Below are 22,900 nucleotides of genomic sequence, written 5' to 3'. Positions count from 1 at the left end.
CACCATGTCACTCTGCACAACTTTCACACAACTGAAAATAATTCGACAGAACTAAAGCCCACGGCAGTCCACTGTGATCGCGCCCACGGGACTTCAGCGGGAACTGCTTGCCCAACATACCGAGTGCGGTACTTTTTCCTGATACTGGTTATTGAACCTCTTGAACGAATCCACCAGCAGCCTTCAACCCCCATCATGCTTTCTTCGTTGCCTGACGCTCAGCAATCTGATGTTCCATGCTCCACGCGCCCAGAGGATGTGGTGACAGCTTCGCGGCCCTTGGGGCGACCGGAGCTGTTGGCTCCGGCGGGCAATTGGGACTGTGCGAAGGCGGCGGTGGAAAACGGGGCCGATGCGATTTATTTCGGTCTCGATCGCTTCAATGCGCGAATGCGGGCCGAAAACTTCACGGAAGCGGATTTGCCGGAGCTGATGGCCTGGTTGCATCGGCGCGGGGTGAAGGGTTATGTGACAATCAACACGCTGATTTTCACCGATGAGCTGGCGGAGGCGGAGCGCTACCTGAAGTCGGTGATTGCGGCGGGGGTGGATGCGGCGATCGTGCAGGATGTGGGGTTGGTGCGGTTGATTCGGCATCTGTCGCCAGATTTTCCGATCCATGCTTCAACGCAAATGACGATCACCAGTGCGGCGGGGGTGGCGTTTGCGCGGAATTTGGGTTGCCAGTTGGTGGTGTTGGCGCGGGAATGTTCGATTCGGGAAATTGAGAAAATTCAAACCCAGTTGGGCGATCGGGGCTTGTCTTTGCCGCTGGAGGTGTTTGTGCATGGGGCCCTTTGTGTGGCCTATTCGGGCCAATGCTTGACCAGTGAGGCGTTGGGTGGGCGCTCGGCCAATCGGGGGGAATGTGCCCAGGCCTGTCGGATGCCCTATGAGTTGGTGGCCGATGGACAGGTGGTGGATTTGGGCGATCGGGACTATCTGCTCAGTCCCCAGGATTTGTCTGGGTTGCCGGTGCTGTCGGAGTTGGTGGCGGCGGGGGTCAGTTGCCTAAAAATTGAAGGCCGGTTGAAAGCACCGGAATATGTGGCCAGCACCACAAGGATTTATCGCCAAGCGCTCGATCGAGCGGTGGCCGCCGTGGCCAACCCGGCAGACAAGGGGCTTGAGCATCTTGCCCCATCGAGATCGCAGCAACAAGCACTGCGATTAGCTGAGTCGGCTGATCGCTACGAATTGGAAATGTCCTTTTCTCGTGGCCTATTCACGGGCTGGTTTGAGGGCATCAATAACCAAGCGCTGGTGCATGGGGAATATGCCAAAAAGCGCGGGGCCTATTTGGGCGAAGTGGTGCGGGTGGAGGGCGATTGGCTGTGGGTGCGATCGACTGGTTTGCACCTCAGCCCTGGCGATGGCATTGGTCTGGATGGGCCCGGCGGCGAACAGGGCGGCCGCATCTGTGAGGTGCGGGAACCGGGACGATCGGGCGATCTGTGGGGCTTGCGGGTCGATCGCTTCAGTAAGTTGGATTTGCGACGGGTGCGATCGGGCGATCGGCTGTGGAAAACTTCCGATCCGGAACTGGAAAAGCGGGTGCGTCAAACCTACGCGGGCGAGCAACCCAAATTTCAGCGCCCGATCGCCATTGAATTTCATGGGGTGCTGGGTCAGCCCGCCACCGCGATCGCCCGGGATGAGTTGGGCCACATTGCCCAAGCGGTGTCCACCATGCCCCTGGCGGCGGCAGAGCGCCAACCCCTCACGGCCGAGCGGCTGCAAGACCAGTTTGGCCGGCTGGGCAATACGGCTTTTCGGCTCGATCGCTTTGAGCAACAACTCAGTGGCGAGGTGATTTTGCCCGCCAGCGAGCTAAACCGAATGCGGCGAGACTTGGTGGCTCAACTGGAACAGCAGCGGGCCCAACCGCCCCGCTGGACGTTGCACGCCACGGCGCGATCGCGAGACCTTTGGCCCGCCATGGGCGATCGACCGGCTCCGCAGCCAGCCCAACTGTCGGTTTTGGTGCGCAACCGGGCCCAACTGGCCAGCGCCATGGCCGCCGGAATCGATCGGCTCTATTGCGAATTAGAAGATCCGCGCCAATATCGATCGCTGGTGGAATGGTTTCGCACCCAAAAACAATCGGATCAACAAACCCTTTGGGTTGCGCCCCCTCGGATTTACAAAACCGGTGAAACCTGGATTTTGCAGCAAGTTCGCAACAGCAATGCGGATGGCTATTTAGTGCGAAATTATGACCATCTCAGCTTCTTTGCCCAAGATCGCTGCATGGGAGATTTTTCGCTGAATGTGGCCAACCCAATCGCCGCTAGCTATTTTCAGCAAGAATTTCAACTGGCCGGCCTCACAGCCTCCTACGATTTAAATGCTGATCAATTGGTCGATTTGCTGAAAGCTTGTCCTCCCGACTGGTTGGAAATTACGATTCATCAGCATATGCCCATGTTCCATATGGAGCATTGCGTTTTTTGTGCTTTTTTGTCTACTGGAACTGATCACACAAACTGCGGTCGTCCCTGCGAAAAACACACGGTTACCCTGCGCGATCGAGCCGGGGTGGAGCATCAGTTACAGGCGGATGCGGGCTGTCGAAACACGGTGTTTAATGGGGTGGCACAGACGGGCGCAGAGGTGGTGCAACGGTTAATCGCATCCGGGGCCCGGCGATTCCGGTTGGAGTTTCTAAATGAATCGCCCGATCGGGTCAGTCACTCGATCGCCCGCTATCAACAACTCCTGCGGGGCGAAATTTCCGGCACTGAACTTTGGCAAGATTTGCAACTGTCCAGCCAACTGGGAGTCACGCGCGGCACGATCGGGAAACGAGAGCGATCGCAATCTGGCCGCTAGTGTTTTGTGCCCATCAGCCAAAGATCTTCATCCTTGAACCCCTTTTTCCTCATCTTTCCCCTTTTCTTTAGTTACCGGTATGACCCATCTCAAGCAAGTTCGTTGGATTAATTTTTGGCAATCGATCGCCCTTGCGGCCGCCGGTCTTTGCATTGCCATGGCGATCGCTCATTTGCAACCAGCCAATGCAACAGAGCCGATCGCCGCTCAAAACACCATGAATTTGATCAGCGAGAATCCTGGCGATCGACTTGCGCAAACCACGCCAGCCCTGCCTGAACAGCCCATGACAAAACGGCAACTGATCGCCGCTGTTTTGCAAGAATTGGGAGTTGCTGAACGCTACGATCAATATTTGGGAAATGCTGTAGATTTAGCCGTTTCGCCCAATCAGTCCCTGAAATTTATTAACTGGTTGAATGATGTGCTCAAGGAGCGGGCCGGCTGGAAAACCGTCGCCCTCACTTACAGCCGTCGTCTCGATAGCCAGTTTTCTGAAACCGAGCTTCAGGAACTGCTGAACTTGGCGCAAAATCCCACACTGCGCAAACTGTTTCGATCGGAACTAGAAAGTTATGGCAACACTGCCCGCGATCGGCGAATGTTCCTGTTCCGAGTTTGGGAAGACTACAACAACGGCAATATTCCCGTTCCTGAAGGCATGTTTTAGAGGGAATTGATTGGTTAGGAATGACTAATTGATCAGAGTTTTATCGATCAGGAACTAATTGATCAAAGTTTCATTGATCAACGCCTTAATGAGAACTGGGGCGCTGGGGGCGTAGCGTTTCCAGCAGCGCCCGCCAAGCAAACTTCGGCAAAGCCAGCATTCGCCGCCAACGCCAAGGTTCTTGATAGAGCCGATAGAGCCATTCCAGATTGTTTTCGCAAAACCAGGCGGGCGCGCGCTCTTTTGTGCCCGACCAAATATCAAAACTGCCCCCAACGCCAATCCAAATGGCATTGGGACAGAGGTGGCGGTGTTCCGCAATCCAATACTCCTGGCGAGGAACACCCAGCGCCACCAAAATCAGACCCGGTTGAGCCTCTCGCATGGCCTGCACCATGGTCGATCGCTCGTCTTCGCTCAAAAAGCCGTGATAAATCCCTGAAAATTGAATGCCGGGGGCCCGTTTTTCCCAGGATTGGGCCGCCGCCTGAGCAATGCCCGGTTGACCGCCGTAGCACCAAACGGTTCCGTAGGCATTGGGCGATCGACCAAAGGCCGTCAGCACCGATTCTGCTAACTCAATGCCCGGAACCCGGCGCACTTGGCGATAACCCCGCAGCTTCAGGTATAGGGCCACGCCGGCCCCATCGGGAATGCACAAATCGGCTTGGCGAATCGTTTCCCCCAACCGGGCGTTTCGTTCCCCCTCGATCGCCATTTCCGCATTGAGGGTCACCACCTGCGCGCCTCCCTCCTGTCGCCGATCCAACAACCACTGGGTGTAGTCATCCAGCAGATGAACCGGCAACTGAAGCACCGTAGCCTTCAACGGGCGCGGGGCGATCGGGGAAGCATCCATGGAAGCGTGCATGGCAAATTTGCAAAATGATGGGTCGGGCAGTCGGGATTTAGTCTACAACCGATGCTTTTCCGTTGATTCATCCCGCCAGGGCGATTAATCCCAAACCGTCACTAATTCACTTGCAACTCACGGGCCTGGTTCGATCGGCCCGTTTGATCGGCCCATTCGATCGGCCCAAGGGTCGCTCGCTGCTTTGCCATGCAGATTTTTGGGCGCTGGTAAAACGAATTCCATGACCGACCCTCAACACCAGTCGGCCATGGCAACCACAGAGACCTGAAAGGGCGCTTAGGAGACTGCCTAAGGCGCAACCTTTTCCTTGAACAACTTACCGGCAGAAAAGGCGGGAACACAGGTGGCCGGAATTTCCATCTTTTGGCCGGTTTTGGGGTTGCGGCCTTCGCGGGACTTCCGCTCACGGCGCTCAAATGAGCCAAACCCCACCAGAGTCACCTTTTCGCCCGACGAAACCGCTTCCACGATCGAGTCGAGCGCTGCGGTCAGCACTTGATCGGCCTGCTTTTTGGTGACATTCGCCTTTTCGGCCACCTTATCAATCAGCTCGCCTTTATTCATAATTCGAAATCTCCTGAATGCAAAGGGGAGCCAACCCAGTTTCCGGGTCGGCAATCAGTAGAATGAGTGGCTGAAACCCCTACCGAATAGCGGTTTCAATCGCATATTCTATCCATAAACTCTCAGGATGTGACCATAGGAACTGACAATTTGTAGCTATCTGAAGTTTTTTTTCAGTTTCTAACAGCTTGTCGTTGAGTAAAAACTACCTTCGATCTCGGGTCAATGCTGAGATCAATCTCCTCAATTTCTGCCCTGTTGTGATGCTTCTGAGTCCAAGGGGCGTGGGCTGAAATGAAGACGGCGCGGCGAAATTCTGGAAATTCAGCCTGAGCAATTCAACCCAATCAATATCACTGATTCAGGTTAGCCAACTGTGATGAGCTGCCTCAGATGCGCTGACTAGCGGGGGGGGGATCTGGTCTTCGTTGGTTTTTGGGGCCCGCGCAAGGGTCGATCGATCAGTTGGGCTGATTGGCTGGGCTGATTGGCCGGTCGATTAGCTTGAACTATCAATTCGGACGTTTGAAACATCTTCTAAGATAGGGTGTCGGCACAAGAACCGGGAGGAAGCCGTTATGGAAGCTGGGCGCGGGCTGGTTGGGCTGGGCTGGGCATTGGGACTGACGGTGCTGGCTAGTCCTGCGAGCTATGGGGCCAATCCAGAGCATGTCCAAACGCTGTTGCTCACGCGGCAATGTGTGCAATGCGACTTGACAGGGGCCAGCCTGGTTTATGCCAACTTGAGCGGCGCAAACCTGATGGGGGCTGACCTGCGGGGTGCAAATCTGAGCCGTGCCAACCTCAGCCAGGCCAACCTGAGCGGTGCAAATTTGCAGAGTGCCACCCTGTTTGGGGCCACGTTGCTCAATGCCCAGTTGACCAATGCCAATTTGGTGAGCACGGATTTGCGGGAGGCGGTTTTTTTTGGGGCCGATCTGAGCGGGGCCATCATGACCCAAGCTCTTGTGATTGGGGCTGTGGGGTTGCCGATCGAGGTGGCCACGCCGCGCGAGCGTTTCAACTGGGGCGTGTATGAGGCTGATCGGCGCAACTTCGCCGGGGCCATTAATCACTACAATCAGGCGATCGCCCAAGATCCGCAATTTGCTGAAGCTTACCTCAATCGAGCCGTGGCGCGATCGCACTTGGCGGACTATGGCGGAGCAATCGGGGATGGACGGGTGGCGGCCCAGCTCTTTGCCCAGGCCAACAATCCCGAGCAGCAGGCATTAGCGGAAAAGTTTTCCGATCAATTGGAGCGCTATGTCAAAAAGGGCGGCCGTGAGCAGTCGGAAGGCAGCGGGTTGGGAATTTCGGTGTTGGATTTTGTGCGTGGTGTTGGTTCTTTTCTAATTCCGTTATTATTTTGATTTCTGGGGTTTGTCTGTTTCGGGTTTTGCTGGCCTTAATTCTCAATTCTGCCCTTTAGCGACGATCGCCACGATGGAATTTTCCCAAGCTCGACAGGCTTTTTTGCAAGAAGTTCGACGACCGATCGAGCAAATTGACCTAGCCCGAGCAGCCCTCTATCTTGCCCAGGAAGACTATCCGGGGCTGGTGGTGGAATCCTATTTAAACCGATTAGATCAGATGGCGGCGGTGGTGGGCGATCGACTGGCGGGCGATCGGGTTCCCATGCGTGTGATTCGGGCGATTAATCAATACCTCTTCACAGAATTAGAATTCAGCGGCAATCAATCGGACTATTACGATCCTCGCAATAGCTTTTTGAATGAAGTGTTAAATCGCCGCTTAGGTATTCCCATCACCCTTTCGCTAGTCTATTTAGAAATTGCTAAACGGCTGCATTTTCCTATGGTTGGCATTGGAATGCCGGGCCACTTTATCATCCGCCCCGATTTTGAAGAGGCGGGAATTTTTGTAGATGCCTTTGCCCAGGGAGAAATTCTGTTTCCGCAGGATTGTGCCGATCGCCTCAGTAGCATTTATGGGCAGCCGGTCGCCCTCAAGCCGCAATTTTTGGAACCAGTGGATCCGCATCGTTTCCTGGTGAGAATGCTGACCAACCTCAAGGCAATCTACATCAGTCGGCAGGATCCGATCCGTGCAGCCCGAGTGATTGAGCAAATTCTGTTGATTTTTCCCGATGCGATTCAGGAGCGGCGCGATCGGGGACTGTTGTATTACCAATTAGAGCGATTCACCGAAGCTCGAGCTGATTTACAAGCCTATTTGGAAGCAAAACCACAAGCGTTCGATCGCGCCCCGATCGCGGCTTTATTAGATCGTCTTTCGGACTTTTAATTCACTTTTAGTTTTAATTAATTTCAAAAGATATCTCTACAACTTCATCTTTCCGTTGCGTTTTAAACCAATCGCATCTTGAGCGCTTTAACTTTCTGAACGCTTTAACCACGCTTTAACGAAATAGCATCTCTAAAATCGCCATGACCGCCGCTGCCCCTCGCCCGATTCATCTCGCCATCATTGGCGATGTCCATGACCAGTGGACGGTTGATGATGCCCATGCCCTTGAAGGCCTAGGCGTTGATGCAGCGTTATTTGTGGGTGATTTTGGCAACGAAGCGGTGGAAATTACCCGGGCGATCGCAGCATTACCTTTGCCCAAAGCGGTGATTCTGGGCAACCATGATTCCTGGTATAGCGCCACTCCTTGGGGCCGCAAAAAATGTCCCTACGATCGCAGCCGCGAAGATCGGGTGCAGGAACAACTGGATCTGTTGGGGGCAGCCCATGTGGGCTACGGTTGCCTGGATTGGCCGGAGTTGGGGTTGAGTGTGATTGGGGGGCGGCCCTTTAGCTGGGGCGGCCCGAACTGGAGCTATGGGGAGTTTTACCGCGATCGCTTTGCCGTGAAGGGCATGATGGATTCGGCCGATCGAATTGCCCAAGCGGCGGCCCGCGCCACTCAACCCACCCTCATTTTTCTGGGACATAACGGTCCCCATGGGCTTGGGGATCAACCGGAGTCCATTTGCGGGCGCGATTGGCAACCGCTCGGCGGCGATTTTGGCGATCCTGACCTGCGCCAAGCGATCCGCATGGCCCAACAGCGCCATCAACAGGTGGCTTTGGTCACCTTTGGTCACATGCACCACCACCTGCGCCACCGCAAAGATCGCTTGCGACAGGCCACGGCCAGCGATGCCCAAGGAACGGTGTATGTGAATGCGGCGGTGGTTCCCCGAATTCGAGAACATGATCGGGGACGGCTCCACCATTTTGTGTGGGTGGAATTGCTGGCCGGGCAGGTGACCCGGGCCGCTTCCGTTTGGGTCGATCGCACCGGGGCGATCGATGCTGCTGAGGCTTGGCTGGGGCAGCCCCCCGCACTTCAGCATTCATCAACACCGCTCATTCCGGTTCCTTAAGGTTGATTGATCAAGGTTGATTAATCGCCCTTGATGACTACTGGCCCGCTTCGGTTAATTCCAAGGTGCGACCCGACCAATCCTTGACCAAGAAATTGAGCGGTAACTCTTGGCGAATTTTGTGCCGAATTCCCCGCACCTGAATTCGCAACAGGATTTGCTCTAGACAGTCGCGATCGAAACAAACGTGGCGTTGGTGGTTGCGATCGCCCAAACTGGCTCCAGCAATCACATGGAGCTGCACATTCTTCTTGAGTTGATACCACAAACCATCGGGCACAGGAGCCGGATTAGCAACGCGCGCAAAGGTGCTGGGGGCCATATAAAGCGGGTCGATCGTGGTCGCCCCAAGGGTTTGTTCGTAGTTGTAGTAATACTGCAAGGGCACATCTGCCATCGCCAATTCCAAATCCCCCTCATAGAACTGTCGGGCAATCTCCAAATCCGACACCATGATGGTGTAAACCTTGGGCGCGCTGGACAGAAACATCCACATGGCTCCCCCATAGGCCATCAACAGCAGCACCATGATGCCTTGGGTAGAGAAAATCGTATCCAACGACAGGCCAAAAATGGCAAACATCAGGGGATGGAGGGTCATGGCGTTAAGGATGGGAACGGGTGAATTGCCTAATCAATCAACGAAGACAAGGGGCTTAAGCCCCTTGCTCCCAAAATGACCAGAAGGCAATGGCTTCAAGGTGCTTTTTAGGCTTCATCTAAGAAGCAATTAAGAAGCAATTGCGACTTCCAACAGTTGTTGCAGCTCACCGCTTTGGAATAGTTCAACGGTAATATCAGCACCGCCGATGAAGTTGCCATCGATGTAAAGTTGCGGGATAGTCTGCCAGTTGGAAAACTCCTTGATGCCTTCTCGAATTTCTGGCTCATCCAGGACATTCACAGACTCGAAGGGCACACCCACCGCATTCAAAATTTGCACCACAGTGTTTGAAAAGCCGCACATGGGCATCAATTTTGTGCCCTTCATAAACAGCATCACTTTATTGTTTTGCACCAAGCTTTCGATGCGTTTTTTCGTTTCAGGGGTCATGGTGGCTATCCGCGATCGTAATAGTGGACGTGGTTAGGACAAAGTTAGAACAAAACAAGGAACTGCGGCTCCTTGCTTTGGCGATTGGGATGAAACAGCCAAGAATTCGTCCTGGCCAAGGTTGGCTAATTTTTGCCTTTTTTTGACGCTTTCAGCATCTTCACTTGGCCAGTTTCCAGAAACTTTGGGTTTCTAGAGGTTCTTCGTTCTCAGGAACTGCTGATGTTTTGCCCCGGCTGAAGCCCCTAAGCGGTGGCTTGTTGTGCGGCCCAGCTTTCGGGGGTAAAGGTCTTGAGGGCGAGGGCATGAAGCGCCCCGCTGCGGAGATCTTCATTCAGTGCGCCATAGACCAGTTGGTGTTGCTGGACACGGCTTTTGCCCGCGAAGGCCGCAGAGACAACGATCGCCTCGTAGTGGTCGCCGTCACCCGCAAGCTGAATTTCTGCGTCGGGCAGGTTGGCCTTGATGGCAGTTGTGATGCGATCGGGCGTGACCATGGTTGCTGTTCAAGGGGATAAAGATTGAATCCGTTTTTCGTTAGAAAATTACGGGATCTGATAACCCCGCCCCAAAAGGACGGCATTCTTGATTGTAGTCGGCCACTGGACAAGCGGTGCTGGAACCGAGCGATCGGGCTGGAATTCCCCCTACACAAAGCCCAGACCCATGGGTTCTTGTAGGCCTTTGAGGGGAGAATCGGTCGCCCCCGGTGGAAGGTTCTTGGCCTGAATCAGAACTCCAAAGTTGCCGAGTCCCGTGGGATCGATGAGGCGGTGCAACACATCCCGACGATGCAAAATTTGCTGAAAGTCCATTGCTTGGGCGATCGCCCCGCCCTGGCTGAGGGCCATCAGTCGATCGCCCAATCCAAGGGCCATTAAAAACAAACTTTGGCGTGTGAATCCCAGGGTTTGCAGGCCCTGTTGTTCGCCCCAATGTTGCAGGGCACTGAAGTCCACGTGGGCCGTCAAGTCCTGCTGGCCCGGCAACCAGTAGGGATTGTTGTGGTGGGCATGGCGGGTGTAGCACTGTAGCGTGCCGCCCGATCGGCTGGGGTGGTAAAACCGCTGTGCATCGTAGCCGTAGTCAATGGTGAGCAGGTAGCCCGACCGCAGTCGATCGGCCAAGGTTGCCAACCAGTCCAATGCTGCCAGGTTCACCTCTGTGCAATAGCCCTCGGGATAAGCACCCTGAGCAAAGTCAATGTTGAGGCTCTGGAAATAGGTGTCTAGCCGCTCCGTGGACAGGGGCCCCACGCGATCGCTCAGGTGTCCTTCGGAGGCGGCGACGTAACATTCTTGGAGCTGCCCCCCTTGCCAAATCACTCGATGAACGGGGAAAGCATCCACCAATTCATTGGATAAACAGCAGCCAGTGATCGAGTTGGGGGCGATCGCCTCCCAGGCGACCCAAACGACCCGATCGCCCGCCGCTGGACAGGCCGCCAAGCGCGATCGCTGCACAGCCCTTAAGGCCGGCGAAATTTCCACAATCCGATAGGTGGTGGTGGCCCAACAGTCTGGGTGGGCCGTTTGCAAATGGGTGAGCAAATCCGCCGCCATCACCCCTTGGCCGGCTCCCATTTCCACCAGGTCAAAGGCAGACGGGCAACCCAGCCGTGCCCAACATTCGGCCACCTGATCCGCCAACAGTTCCGCAAAATCGGGGCAGAGGTGGGGCGAGGTGACAAAATCGCCCTGGGGGCCAATGCCAACCCGATCGCCCGATCTCGCGTAGTAGCCCACCTGGGGGTCATACAGCACCAGGGCCATGTAGTCGGCAAAGGTAATTTGTCCCCCGGCGGCAGCCAGGCGATCGTGCAAGGCCTGGGCCATGGCCGGGGCGATCGGGGGCGGATCTCCGGCCGCGGTTCCGGCTGGGCCTGGAGCCCCGTGGCGCGACCAACCTAGCAAATGGTTCGCTCCAAAGCGTTCAAACTGGGGATTCGCAGCACATCCCCATCCCGTTCAATCAGGCTCTTTTTTTCCAGCTTGGTTAGCACCCGGGTCACGGTTTCGCGGGCCAGGCCACTGAGGCTGCTCAGTTCGCGATGGGGCAAGTTGGGAATCTCCACGCCCCGATCGCTGCTGCGACCCTGACCCTCCGCCAAAAACATCAAAATATCGGCCACCCGCGATACGCTGTCGGATTCCCGCAATCGCAACCGCCGGTTCACCTGGCGCAACCGCCGCCCCATCAGTTGGGCCAACTTGATGCCCGCTTGGGGTTCCGTTTCCACAAGGGTGATGAAGTCTTGGGCGGGAATGCTGCCAATGGTGGTGGGGGCCAAGGTAATGGCATCGGTCGATCGGGGCACTTCATCGAGAGCCGCCATTTCGCCAAAAATTTCACCGCGACCCAGAATATTCAGGGTTACTTCCTTGCCTTCCAGGTTGTAGGTGCGGATTTTGACCCAGCCTTCCAAGATGAAGTACACCGAACCGCCCCAGTCATTTTCCAGCAGAATGACTTGGTTCGATGGGTGGGTGCGGGTGACAACGTGGGCAGTGGCTAACTCAACGGCATCACGCGGCAGCGCCCGGAAAAACGGAGCCGATTCGATGAGCCGCTCAATGTCCGCATGGGTGTCACGGGAGGTGGGACGGTCTTCCATGGGGTGATCGCGAGAGTCATTCACAGAATACTCGATTGTGCCGAGTTTGGTGGCGACTGAATGCTACGGAATGCTACCGGTTTCTGGGTGGAATCCCAATTCCAGTGATTTGTTTGTATTAATTGTTACTCGGGTTGTGGCAGGGGCTGCGGAGGGCTGGCCGCAGCCAAGGTCTGAATCAAGATTTCAGCCCAGATCCAGCTATCAGGGTGAGCATTATTTACTATGTCCTAATTCACGACTTCCTAGCCAAGGCAACATCTAGCCTCAAAGCGATGATTACCCTTTCCTCAGTTGAAATGTTCTAGGGCCCGTCGTCATTTCCTGGGATCCGGCGAAAACGATTGATTTTCCATGTCCCAGTCGTCATAGTGACAAGGGGCTTAAGCCCCTTGTCCCCCACGATCTGCCAACGGTGAAATCAGGGTTGCAGGCGATGGAAATGGCGACCGGCCCTAGGCCAAAACGCGGTTTTCAAACTCCACAATTTCTTCAATTCCCCGATCGCGTGCAATGAATTCCTGCACCAATTGGCGATAGTCCCGCAGGGTCAGCTCCACCCATTCTCGACTGGGGCTATCGGCAATTAAATGCACCAGGGGTTCACTGGCATCAGGCAGCACCAGGATCCAACTGTCCCGCGCGCGATCGTGGACTTTGATCCCATCAATCATTTCCAAGGTGCTGGGCGAGTGGGATTCAACCAAGTGGCGCATCAAGGCTCCCTTCACCGTCCAGGGACAGCGCACCGTGAAGTATTTGTGATAGATGCGGGGCAAACTGTCGGCTCGTAAATCCGCTAGGGTGCGCTCTTGAATTGCCAATAATTCGATGAGTTTGGCAACACAGAACATGGCATCAAAACCCGGGTGCAATTCTGGAAAAATGAAACCCATATCCCCACTGCCGCCCAGCACAACGTTGGGATAAGCACGACAGGTTTCCATCAGGGCGGTGGGATTACATTTGGTGCGAATGACGCGGCCATCGTGGCGGCGGGCAATTTGTTCGATCACGCCCGAAGCCCGCACGGGAACCGCCACGGACGATCGGGGATGGGCCGCCAACACGGCCTCCACCATCAACGCCGTCAGCGCCTCCCCACGAATGAGACCACCGGCCTCATCGGCCAAAATTAACTGTTCCCCGTTGGCCAAAATTTGGGCCCCAAAGGTGGCGGAAATCGCTTCCACCACGCGGCCGAGTTGCACCAACAGGGCTTCTCGGCCATCGGCATCGGCCACCATTTGGGTCAAGCTGGCATTTAGCACCACCGCTTCGCAACCAAACTTACTCAGCAGTTGGGGCAAAATAGCACCGGATACGGAATAGGCATAGTCCACCACCACCTTGGCGTTGCTGTAGCGAATGGCTTCTAGGTTGAGGTGTTTTTCAAAGCAACTGCGGTAGATTTCAAGGGTTTGGCTGGGGTAAAAAACATCGCCAATTTCGTCAATTTGCACCCGGCGCAAATCTTCTTTGAAATAGGCTCCTTCGATTTTCTTCTCTTTGCCTTTGGAGAGGTTAATGCCCTTGTCGTCAAAAAATTCAATGGCGGCGCGATCGGGGCGATCGGGATCAATGCGCACATGCACACCGCCCACCACTCCCAAGGTGGGCACAACACTGCGAGCCACGGGAATCGGTGTGGCCTCCAAGTTTTGGACATTGACCCCCACAGACATCAGGCCGGAAATGAACGATCGCGTCACCATCCGCGAGATGCTGCGTTGGTCGCGCGAAACGGTCACTTGTGCGCCTGGTTGCAGGGTGGAACCATAGGCGGCTCCCAGTTTGACGGCAAATTCGGGCGTGATGTCAATGTTGGCTAAGCCAGCCACACCGCGCTGGCCAAACAGGTTGCGGTGGGCGGTTTGGCCCCAAATTAAATCCAAATTGAGGATGGCTCCCGATTCAATGTGCTTGCTGGGCCAAACACGCACCAGGCTGTTGATTTGGGACTCTTCGCCCACCATGGACAGGGAGCCGATCGCCACGCCTTCAAACACCCGGGCCCGACGATCGATCCGCACCCCTCGGGCGATCGTGCAGGCGTAGAGGTGGGCTTCTTCGCCAATGATTGCCCCGTTCCAAATGATGGGGCGCTTGAGATCCGCTTCGGTGCCGATCGTGACGTTATCGCCAATGACCGTGCCGGACTCGATCGTGGCGCGGGGGCCAATTCGGCAGTTGTGACCAATCAAAACGGGGGGCACAATTTTGGCGCGATCATCGATCGCGGTATTTTCGCCCACCCACAAACCCGGCGAAATCATTTGATAGGCGAAATCCAGTTTGACCTTGCCGTGGAGGGCCGCATAGTGGGCTTCGCGATAGGTGTCCAAATGCCCCACATCGCACCAATAGCCCTCGGCAATATAACCATAAATGGGTTCTCCTTCGGCCAGCAGCAGGGGAAATAAATCTGTGGAAAAGTCCGCTTCTTGATTACGTTCTAGATAACGCAAAACTTCCGGTTCTAGAATATAAATTCCAGTGTTGATTGTGTCTGAAAAAATTTCGCTGGCTGATGGTTTTTCCAAGAAACGAACAATCCGCTGATCCGCATCCACAATCACTGCCCCAAACTCAATTGGGTTGGGAACCCTTGTCAACACTAGGGTTGCTTTCGATTGCTTTTGGCGATGGAAGTCGATCGCTGCTTGTAAATTAAAATCCGTGATGCTGTCACCGCTAATGACCAAAAATGTGCCGCTCAGCCACTCTTCCACGTTCTTCACTGAACCGGCAGTGCCGAGGGGTTGATCCTCCTCAACGGCATAGCTTAAACGCACACCAAAATCCGATCCATCCTGAAAATAGTCCCGAAAAATATCGGGTAAATAATGCAGGGTGGCGATAATTTCAAAAATGCCGTGGCGTTTGAGCAGGTTAATAATATGCTCAGCGATCGGGCGGTTCAAAATGGGAACCATTGGCTTGGGTAAGTCACAGGTTAATGGGCGCAGGCGCGTTCCAGAACCACCAGCCATCAACACTGCGCGCATAGCCACCTCCCGATCGGTGATTGCAAAATCCAGATCAATCGCGATTTATGCCGAAATAGGGGCCCGCAGCAAGAAGTTTTGGGCTTAATTGCACGAAGTGCGGCTACTGCCCGATCGGCTGAGACTTAAACCGGTTCAGTTTCATTATGGCCCGGTTCCTCGATCCCTGAGCCGCTCGATCGCGCTTCGCAATGGTGGGGTTAATCCTGGATCGAGATCACTCTCGATCAAGATTACCCTTGATCCAGATTCGACCATGGCCCAACCGCCCATGGCCCGAACGACAGCGGTCAACAGCACCTACCAGTTTCCTAAAAAGAGTTCTTAAACCAGCCTCTTCGCCAAAAATACAGCACCAATCCACAGGCAATGACAATCATCACCAACCAACAGATAAGATAGCCATAGCGCCAATTTAATTCTGGCATATTCCAAGGCGAAGTTTCGGTGTTGAAATTCATGCCATAGATCCCCGCCAAAAAGGTGAGGGGAATAAAAATTGCCGAAACAATTGTTAACACCTTCATGATTTCATTCATACGATTGCTGACCGCAGACATGTATAAATTCATCAAATTTACAGTCAATTCTTGATAGAGCGTGACCACATCCAAAACATCCGTTGCATGTTCATAACATTCTTGCAAATAAGCCCGCACGTCTTGACTGATCAGGGGATGTTGTTCGCGCATTAACAGGGCGATCGCGTGGGTTTGGGGAGCCATCCACCGCCGCAGGGTCAACAAATCGCGCTCAATCATATAAATTTCGCGCATTAATTTGCGATCGGGTTCAAACAAAATGGCACATTCCAATCGTTCAATTTCCTGGGCATAATAATCCATGGCGGGATAGCACCCATCCACGATCGCATCCAAAAGGGCACATAGCAAATAATCTGATCCCATCCGCCGAATAATTCCGCGATCGGTTCGGAGGCGTTCTCGCACGGGTTCTAGGGCATCGTGCTCCGATTCTTCTTGCACAGTCACAACATAATTGCCCCCCAACAAAAGGCTGACTTGTTCTGTGAAATAACCGCCACCTTTGCCCCTGGGCGACAACATATGCACCAATACCAAGATGCGATCGTCCTCAAATTCCACCTTGGGCCGTTGGGGCACATTGGCAATGTCTTCCAAGGTGAGAGCATGGAGACGAAACACTTGTCCCAACTGGCGCAACACATCCTCGGAACCCAACCCCTGCACATCCAACCAAGTGACCGATCCGGAGTCAAGCAGGGGTTCGCAGTCCGTGGGGGCTGCCAAAAGTTGTCGATTCCAGTGGGTGCGACTGTAATCAATGGCGATTAACTCCGACGGGGCGGCATCGGGGTCAATCCGCAACGTTCCTGGGGCACTGCCGGGTTCTTCGGCAAAAAAGTCTTCGGCTCCGTCCTGGGTCCAAGGAAAAGCGACGGGCGACACAATTTTTGTAGGAATGCTAAACAGCTTGGAGCGCTGCTGGCCGCGCCAGAGTTTGAGGCGGCGGGGAATGGCTTGGAATGGCATGGGGAATTTTGATCGGGTTTGCACCCCCATGTTGCCAAAATCACCCCAATTGCCAAGGGGGGATCAATCGCGATCTTGGGGCAATTTTGGGGCGATCTCGGGTTGAAATCCTGGAGATAAGAGGCTGAATTTCTTTGCCTGCGATGGTTTGGACGAAATAATTAGCGATCGCCTGCCTTCGATCGCCCTAAATAATAATCGCCCTAAGTCATCTGACGGGATCTCAAGTGGGCAGGGGAGCAGGTTGGCTGATCATGTCGGAGTTTAGGGGCTTGAGTCGGCCGCTGGCGACCAGAGCTTGGTAAAGCATGACGACAACTTCCGCTCGGGTTGCGGTGCGATCGGGATCGAACCGTTGGGGATCGGGATAGTTCACCAACAACCGGCGACGAAGGGCGGTGGCCACCTTGGGTTGGGCCCAAGCGGGAATGGCGGCGCGATCGCTCAAGCTATTGAGCACCGTCACGGCTTCATCGGCCCACCGCAACCCGCTCACCAAGGCCACGGCCACTTGCAGCCGCTTGAGGGGGCTATCTGGCTGAAATTGATCGGCCCCCATGCCCGAAAGAAACTCGGCCGCATAGGCCTGCTCAATGGCGCGATCGGCCCAGTGACCTCGGGGCACATCCCGAAACGCCTTGACAGGTCGCCGGGCTAGGGGTTTGATGGCGGCAGTCACCAGCACGGCAAATTGGGCCCGAGTCATGGGGTCATTGGGGCGAAAAGTGCCGTCTTTGTAGCCGCTGATCCAACCCTCGATCGCGAAGGCTTCCACAAAATGCCGGGTCCAATGTCCCTCCAGATCGGCAAACAGGGGCAAGGTGCTGGGGTCGATCGGCTGCACAATATGCTCGGAATTCAGCGGCGGAACGGTTCCCCGCGCCGCCAGGGCCTGGTGAATCAGGGTAGCTAACTCTCCCCGAGTGAGGGGATCTTGGGCCCGAATCTGGCGTTTTTGGGGATAGTTCACCACCATGCGCCGCTCTGTGGCCGTGGCGATCGCCCCCGTTGCATAGGGGGGAATGGTGGCCCGGTCTTGGTACAGCCCCAGCAGTTTCAGATCGCCCGCCGGTAACCCCAAACCATTCACCAGGGCGGTCATGGCATCGCCGCGCCGAATTTCCGCATTGGGCAAGAAGCGATCGCCCTGATAGCCCGTTAAAAACCCCATCCGCCAGGCCTTTTGCACCGCCCCATGGGCCCAATGGTTAGTGGGCACATCCACAAATGCTCGCTCCGCCCTCCGCAGGGGTAAATCAAATGCCCGACCCAATACCGCCGAAAACTCTGCCCGACTGATGGTGTTGTTGGGGCGAAAAGAGCCGTCTTCATAGCCCCCCATGACTTTGCGATCGCGCAGGATCTGAATGAAGTCTTTCGCCCAGTGCTCGGACACATCATCGATCGGGTCGGGCCGTGGGATCGGCAACGGATCAGGAAACATGTCCTTTTCAAAGTCCGCAAACTTTTGGGAGAGGGCCTGCCCAATCCCGTAGATGGTTGGCAACTGACCCCGCGTTTTCAGAATTTGATTGACCTCCACGTTGGTCACATCGGCCAAGTTGCGCCCCCCTTGAATGGCGATCGCCGCCGCAATCCCCAAACCTTGGCCCACGCCCGCATTCAACTCCACAATCCGCCCGGCCGCCGGAGCAATGCCGAAATAACCAGAAGCCGGACTCACCACCGCCACATTGGGCACGGATTTAGAAATGGCGTGGCGAATGCCGTAGTTAAACACCGGCACTGGCTCCGCCAAAAATTGCAAACTCTTGTGATTTTTAGCCAGCGCTTTTTTGCCCAGACCAGGAATGCCGCCCCGCACATCGAATTTGTAGCAGAAGGTGCCCAGGGCCTCACGGGTGGGCAAACCGCCCGCCAGCATTTGGGCCCCAGAAAAGGGGTGAATTGGATCGACCATGCTGCCGGCATAGCGAATGTACAGCTCATGGGCCGGGGTCACGGCGATTTGTTGCCCAAAGCTCTTGAGCCACCGACTCACATGCTCCACCTCTTGCTGCATCCGGGCGGTGGGCAGACCGGCATTTTGGGCCAAGGCTTCTGCTTCGTTGGCGGTCACAAAACAAAGCAGTGCGTTCCAGGACATGCGCCCGCCCGGCAGCACAGCAATGTTCGGTGAGTCGAGAATGAATTTGGTTTGCTCCAAATTCCAGGCGGTTCCGCGATAGGCGTGATAGAGCACCGAGAGAACATGGCAGCGCACATCGATGTAGTCGGGGCCAACCACCATGGTCATCGGTCGGCCGGCGCTATCTTGCATTCGGGAGATGAACCACTGCACGCGCTTGGGATCGCCGCCGGCCGCGATCGAGAGATATTTTTGAGCTTCGGCATCCTTGGGATTACAGAATCGTTGGATCCAACCCGCTTCGGCCCGGCGCAGGAAGTCTACGGTGAGGCCCTGGGTCTCGAAAATCAACGAAACGGGCAGGGCCGAATCGGGTAGCCCCAACGTGCCAAAGCCTCGGACGGTCAGGCCCCGGGCCCTTTGCAAGAGGCCCGCATTCACAGTGGAATCGATGAACTGCTTGGCTTGGAAGGTGTCGCCATCGTCGGTGGTGATGGACAGGAGCCGATCGCCCGTTTTTTGGACGCGGCTGATTTTCGCCTGGTCAACAATATCCACGCCCGCTTCCAACAGCATTTCCCGCAGGGCCCGATCGCCCTTGCGCCAATCGAGACCCACTTCCACCACGCCCGATCGCTGCAAGAACTCCTGATATAGGCTGGCGGGATCGCCGTAGAGACCCATGCCGTATTGTTCCCGGAGCTTAGGAGAGAGGTGGGTGCGGTCTAGGTAGCACAGTTGCCCTCGGATCAGGTGGCCGCCCACGCCATAGCTGGTGTCGCCGGCCGTGAGCAGCAGGGTTTTGAGTGGTTGACCGCCCGATCGGGCCCGATATTCCCGGGCCGCCGCCACCAGGGCCAGAACCCCTGGCACTTCATCACCGTAACCAATCAGGTCATAGTCCCGAGTCATGGCAGGATTCACCGACGTTGCTTTGCTGGATTGCTGAGCTGGATTGCTGAACTGGATTGCTGAACTGGATTGCTGAACTGGATTGCTGAGCTGGATTGCTGAACTGGATTGCTGAACTGGATCGCTGAACTGGATTGCTGTTCTGAAGGATGCTGCTGCATGGTGGGGGAATCTGGGATGCCTGGGTGAGAGAGGGTTGTGGCCGATCGCCCTTGCTGATCACGCCTCAGATCGCGCCTCAGATCGCGCCTCAGATCACGTTGGGCGATCGCGTTGGGCGATCGCGCACAACTCCCCATCAAGCCCCGATCGGCTCCCGATCGATCCCCAATTCCCCCACCATCGCTCTAAGCCGAAAGAACGTAGGGAGAATTAATAGCCGCTAAAGATCCATCCCGATCGCGCAGAGCCTGATACAACATGGCCGCCACCTCCGCCCGCGTTGCAAACCGCTCGGGAGCAAAGGTGTTGGCACTGGGGTAACTCACCAACGCCTTGCGCTTCAAAACAGCCGCCACCTTGGGCCGGGCCCACTTGGCCACCGCTTCTCGATCGCTCAAGGAAGCCAAATCTGCCTCCGTGCCGTCCGGCCAATCCAAGCCACTGGCCAGGGCCACGGCAATTTGCACCTTTTGCAACGTGGCATCGGGGCTGAAGGTGGTTTCCGACGTGCCAGACATGAAGCCCGCCCGGTAGGTCTGTTGGATCGCCGCATGGCCCCAGAAGCTGGAATTCACATCCGTAAAAGTTTTGCCCGGTCGCTCGGCCGGTGGATTAAAGACCTTGGCGATCGCGCTGGCAAACTGGGCGCGCGTCATGGTGGCATCGGGACGGAAGGATCCATCGGGGAAGCCTCCCATTAACCCCCGATTTGCCAAGGCCTCGATGAACGGTTCTGCCCAGTGGTTGCGCGTGTCCGTAAAGGCCGGCAGCTTTGTATCGGGCTGCACGATGTAGGGCGATGTGAGGGCCGAGGCTTGGTTCAGCAACACCCGCGCTTGATAAATCAAAGCGGCCACTTCGGCGCGGGTGATGTCTTCTAGGGGACGCAGGGCGTTCAGTTGGGGATAATTCACCACCAAGCGATTGGCGGTGGCCGTCGCGATCGGGTTGGTGGCGTAGCTGGGAATTTGCGCGCGATCGGCAAAATTCCCCAACAGATTCAGCGATCCACCCGATAGGCCCAAGCCATTGGTGATTGATAACAGGGCTTGGGTGCGGGTCAAGTTCTGGCCCGGGCGGAAGCTGTTGTCGGGGAAACCAGAAATGAAGCCCATTTGGCTGGCCTTGGCGATCGCCCCGATCGCCCAAAAGCCCGCTGGCACATCGCTAAAACCAATCGAAGGCTTGACCAGCGGACGATCAAACGCCTTCACCACCAGCGCCGCATATTCCGCCCGTGTCAACTTGTTATTGGGCCGGAAAGAGCCATCCTCAAACCCCTTCACCACCCCCTGGCTGATCAAAGCCCGAATGAACGCCTCTGCCCAATGGCCCTTCAGATCATCGATCGGGGTGGGCACGGGAACCGGCGTGGGAGTTGGTGTGGGGGTTGGCGTGGGCGAGGGATCCGGCGACGGAATTGGCACGGGCGTAGGCGAGGGCGACACCGAACCGGACGAGGACACAGATCCCAACACCGTGCCAATCTGGTTCCCAACGGCCACGATCGTGTTCGTGGTGGCGTTTTGGATGTCGTACTTACCGTTAGCACGAAACACATTATTGCCCGGCTGGCCAGTGCTGCCCAAGTCCGGCAGGGCCTGATTAATGACCGTCAGACCGTCATCCCGGTTGTTCTCGATCGTGTTGTTGCGCAAAATGGGGCGGGCCGTTTGGGAAGCCACCACACCGCTACGGTTCCCCGTAATTACATTGCCACTGATCGTGGGGCTGGCGTTGCCCCCCACCGCAATCCCAAATCCCGTATTCCGGAAAGTGTTGCCACGAATCGTGCCGCTGGAGTTCCGGTCGATCGACAAGCCATTACCGGAGTTGGTTTCAAACAAATTCCCTTCCACCAGGGGTGCACTGGAACCGCTGACGAACACCCCTTCCCGGTTGGAGTTCACAAAGGTATTGTTGGCGATCGTGGGGCGAGCCGACTCCACCCAAGCCGCCGTTCCCCGAGTTTCTGGATTGGTGGCCGTCACCCCCCGCAAGTGGGCATCATCCGTCAATAGAAAAAGGACATTTTGGCCCGCAAAGGTGGGGCTAACGTAGCGACCACTGCCCCGCACCAGAATGCCGCTGCCCTTCGTGCCTTCGTTGCCCACCACGGTCACCCCCGAAGGAACCGTCAGCGGAAATTCTTCGCCGCTGGTGCTGCTGTAAGTTCCCGCAGCCAGTTGCACCCGATCGCCCGCTTGGGTTTTGCGCAGGGCCGCCGCAATGGTCTTCAGCGGCGCACCCTGGGATCCATCAGCGCTGTCATTACCGCTGGTCGGGTTCACATAAAACGTCTGTGGCATGGTTGATATCGATGCTGTATTAACAACGGATGAAGGTGCTGCGGCCCCGGGCGAGGCGATCGCCCTTAAACGCCCTTAAACGTAGGTGGCGCAAGTTTGGGCCCAATTTGGCCATGGTAACGTTGCGATCGCCCGGACGGGCAGGGGGGAGCCGGCCTCCAAATTGGTAGCCACCCGGTCTCGATCGGCCCCGCAGCAGGGGCCCAAAAAAACCGGCGCGATCGCACCGGCCGCCTACACAGGATCCATAAGGCTTTTCTTGACATCCTCCCTGTCCTGAAAGGGCGGGGATTCTGGTTCTAGGTAAACAACCGAAGTTGCTCAACTAGACCATGGGGTCAGCAACCTGCGCCTAAAAATTCTGCAAAATGCGCTGGAAAATATCCATTCCCGAAACCGCCTGCCAGCCAAACAGTCCCACAATTGCCACATTCAAACCAATGTGGGCATAGCGGGCCCAATCTTGACCCTTCTGCATCAACGGTGAAAGGGCCGCCGACACAGCAATCAGCCCCGTCATCCCCAAGCCTGCCAACAGGTGTGGCCCCACAAATAGCTTGTTGTTATTGATATAGGTCGCTGCCATCCCCCCGATCGTCCCCAACACCATCAGCGCCAAAATCAACGAGCCGATTTGGTAGTGACGATTAGCAAACTTCCCCTTAATCAGCTCCTTGCGCACCTCCGCCTCCGCTGTCCGAGTCCGACGGGCCTGGACTCCCAAATACAGCGCATAAACCGTCAGACCCAACAACACCCACATCAAAATCGGGTGAAACAAATTCAGATAGGGCTTAATGTCTTCGGGAATCAGATTCACGGTGTTTCTCCTAGTCGTCGCAGTTGCGGGCAATGTTACTAAACTTAACGCAGGGTGAGGAGAAATTTTCGTCGGTTTCGTTCCCTGATTTGATTTCCCCACCCTGAGCTTGGGCCAAAGTT

General features: G+C 55.9%; 17 protein-coding genes. 5 read left to right on the top strand and 12 right to left on the bottom strand.

The window, feature by feature from the left end:
* The first annotated feature begins 261 nt into the window (after positions 1-261).
* Positions 262-2,832 carry a peptidase U32 family protein gene (locus VPK24_RS15655; RefSeq protein WP_393014729.1) on the top strand — a complete coding sequence of 857 codons (2,571 nt, stop codon included), beginning with the start codon at positions 262-264 and terminating at the stop codon, positions 2,830-2,832.
* Between the two features lie 79 nt (positions 2,833-2,911).
* Positions 2,912-3,502, top strand: a complete 591-nt coding sequence (locus VPK24_RS15650) for a hypothetical protein (RefSeq protein WP_393014727.1) — start codon at positions 2,912-2,914, stop codon at positions 3,500-3,502.
* Between the two features lie 85 nt (positions 3,503-3,587).
* Here the strand turns inward: VPK24_RS15650 and VPK24_RS15645 are convergent, their stop codons facing one another.
* The gene (locus VPK24_RS15645; RefSeq protein WP_393014994.1) at positions 3,588-4,346 is read right to left on the bottom strand and encodes a WecB/TagA/CpsF family glycosyltransferase; all 759 of its coding nucleotides are present in this window, start codon (positions 4,344-4,346) and stop codon (positions 3,588-3,590) included.
* A 318-nt stretch (positions 4,347-4,664) separates the two neighbouring features.
* Entirely contained in the window at positions 4,665-4,940 is a 276-nt protein-coding gene (locus tag VPK24_RS15640) for an HU family DNA-binding protein (protein WP_099535592.1), read from the bottom strand.
* A gap of 578 nt (positions 4,941-5,518) precedes the next feature.
* Here VPK24_RS15640 and VPK24_RS15635 point away from each other — a divergent pair.
* From VPK24_RS15635 to VPK24_RS15625, 3 genes are all read left to right on the top strand, one after another.
* Positions 5,519-6,313, top strand: a complete 795-nt coding sequence (locus tag VPK24_RS15635) for a pentapeptide repeat-containing protein (RefSeq protein WP_393014725.1) — start codon at positions 5,519-5,521, stop codon at positions 6,311-6,313.
* A gap of 73 nt (positions 6,314-6,386) precedes the next feature.
* Entirely contained in the window at positions 6,387-7,208 is an 822-nt protein-coding gene (locus VPK24_RS15630) for a SirB1 family protein (protein ID WP_393014723.1), read from the top strand.
* Between the two features lie 143 nt (positions 7,209-7,351).
* The gene (locus VPK24_RS15625; protein WP_393014721.1) at positions 7,352-8,296 is read left to right on the top strand and encodes a TIGR04168 family protein; all 945 of its coding nucleotides are present in this window, start codon (positions 7,352-7,354) and stop codon (positions 8,294-8,296) included.
* Positions 8,297-8,333: 37 nt separating this feature from the next.
* On the opposite strand, the gene VPK24_RS15620 is transcribed toward VPK24_RS15625, so the two are convergent.
* The 10 genes from VPK24_RS15620 to VPK24_RS15575 form a co-directional block, all read right to left on the bottom strand.
* Positions 8,334-8,897: a glyoxalase-like domain protein gene (locus VPK24_RS15620; protein WP_393014719.1), complete on the bottom strand. Its 564-nt coding sequence runs from the start codon at positions 8,895-8,897 to the stop codon at positions 8,334-8,336.
* 129 nt (positions 8,898-9,026) lie between these two features.
* Positions 9,027-9,350 carry a Grx4 family monothiol glutaredoxin gene (gene grxD / locus VPK24_RS15615; protein WP_393014717.1) on the bottom strand — a complete coding sequence of 108 codons (324 nt, stop codon included), beginning with the start codon at positions 9,348-9,350 and terminating at the stop codon, positions 9,027-9,029.
* A 245-nt stretch (positions 9,351-9,595) separates the two neighbouring features.
* Positions 9,596-9,847 carry a BolA family protein gene (locus VPK24_RS15610; protein WP_190355338.1) on the bottom strand — a complete coding sequence of 84 codons (252 nt, stop codon included), beginning with the start codon at positions 9,845-9,847 and terminating at the stop codon, positions 9,596-9,598.
* 150 nt (positions 9,848-9,997) lie between these two features.
* The gene (locus tag VPK24_RS15605) at positions 9,998-11,263 is read right to left on the bottom strand and encodes a class I SAM-dependent methyltransferase (RefSeq protein WP_393014715.1); all 1,266 of its coding nucleotides are present in this window, start codon (positions 11,261-11,263) and stop codon (positions 9,998-10,000) included.
* Positions 11,257-11,964, bottom strand: a complete 708-nt coding sequence (locus VPK24_RS15600; protein WP_099535580.1) for a Crp/Fnr family transcriptional regulator — start codon at positions 11,962-11,964, stop codon at positions 11,257-11,259. Before VPK24_RS15600 ends, VPK24_RS15605 begins: the two co-directional genes overlap by 7 nt.
* A gap of 455 nt (positions 11,965-12,419) precedes the next feature.
* On the bottom strand, positions 12,420-14,972 hold the full coding sequence (locus tag VPK24_RS15595) for a sugar phosphate nucleotidyltransferase (protein WP_393014992.1): 2,553 nt from the start codon (positions 14,970-14,972) through the stop codon (positions 12,420-12,422).
* Between the two features lie 311 nt (positions 14,973-15,283).
* The gene (corA, locus tag VPK24_RS15590; RefSeq protein ID WP_393014713.1) at positions 15,284-16,516 is read right to left on the bottom strand and encodes a magnesium/cobalt transporter CorA; all 1,233 of its coding nucleotides are present in this window, start codon (positions 16,514-16,516) and stop codon (positions 15,284-15,286) included.
* Between the two features lie 193 nt (positions 16,517-16,709).
* A complete protein-coding gene (locus VPK24_RS15585; protein ID WP_393014712.1) occupies positions 16,710-19,487 on the bottom strand; it encodes an S-layer homology domain-containing protein in 2,778 nt (925 codons plus the stop codon).
* A 347-nt stretch (positions 19,488-19,834) separates the two neighbouring features.
* Positions 19,835-21,958 carry an S-layer homology domain-containing protein gene (locus VPK24_RS15580; protein WP_393014710.1) on the bottom strand — a complete coding sequence of 708 codons (2,124 nt, stop codon included), beginning with the start codon at positions 21,956-21,958 and terminating at the stop codon, positions 19,835-19,837.
* Between the two features lie 352 nt (positions 21,959-22,310).
* Entirely contained in the window at positions 22,311-22,778 is a 468-nt protein-coding gene (locus tag VPK24_RS15575) for a DUF4079 domain-containing protein (protein ID WP_190355342.1), read from the bottom strand.
* Positions 22,779-22,900 lie beyond the last annotated feature (122 nt).

The sequence above is a fragment of the Limnothrix redekei LRLZ20PSL1 genome (assembly GCF_043235035.1).
GTDB lineage: Bacteria > Cyanobacteriota > Cyanobacteriia > CACIAM-69d > CACIAM-69d > CACIAM-69d.
This window is presented reverse-complemented; position numbering and strand designations above follow the sequence as displayed.

Coding starts and splice junctions, on each gene's coding strand:
- VPK24_RS15600 (WP_099535580.1), bottom strand. CDS start 11,964: ATGGAAGACCGTCCCACCTCCCGTGACACCCATGCGGACATTGAGCGG.
- VPK24_RS15580 (WP_393014710.1), bottom strand. CDS start 21,958: ATGCCACAGACGTTTTATGTGAACCCGACCAGCGGTAATGACAGCGCT.
- VPK24_RS15640 (WP_099535592.1), bottom strand. CDS start 4,940: ATGAATAAAGGCGAGCTGATTGATAAGGTGGCCGAAAAGGCGAATGTC.
- VPK24_RS15635 (WP_393014725.1), top strand. CDS start 5,519: ATGGAAGCTGGGCGCGGGCTGGTTGGGCTGGGCTGGGCATTGGGACTG.
- VPK24_RS15625 (WP_393014721.1), top strand. CDS start 7,352: ATGACCGCCGCTGCCCCTCGCCCGATTCATCTCGCCATCATTGGCGAT.
- VPK24_RS15630 (WP_393014723.1), top strand. CDS start 6,387: ATGGAATTTTCCCAAGCTCGACAGGCTTTTTTGCAAGAAGTTCGACGA.
- VPK24_RS15650 (WP_393014727.1), top strand. CDS start 2,912: ATGACCCATCTCAAGCAAGTTCGTTGGATTAATTTTTGGCAATCGATC.
- VPK24_RS15610 (WP_190355338.1), bottom strand. CDS start 9,847: ATGGTCACGCCCGATCGCATCACAACTGCCATCAAGGCCAACCTGCCC.
- grxD (WP_393014717.1), bottom strand. CDS start 9,350: ATGACCCCTGAAACGAAAAAACGCATCGAAAGCTTGGTGCAAAACAAT.
- VPK24_RS15595 (WP_393014992.1), bottom strand. CDS start 14,972: ATGCGCGCAGTGTTGATGGCTGGTGGTTCTGGAACGCGCCTGCGCCCA.
- corA (WP_393014713.1), bottom strand. CDS start 16,516: ATGGGGGTGCAAACCCGATCAAAATTCCCCATGCCATTCCAAGCCATT.
- VPK24_RS15585 (WP_393014712.1), bottom strand. CDS start 19,487: ATGACTCGGGACTATGACCTGATTGGTTACGGTGATGAAGTGCCAGGG.
- VPK24_RS15620 (WP_393014719.1), bottom strand. CDS start 8,897: ATGACCCTCCATCCCCTGATGTTTGCCATTTTTGGCCTGTCGTTGGAT.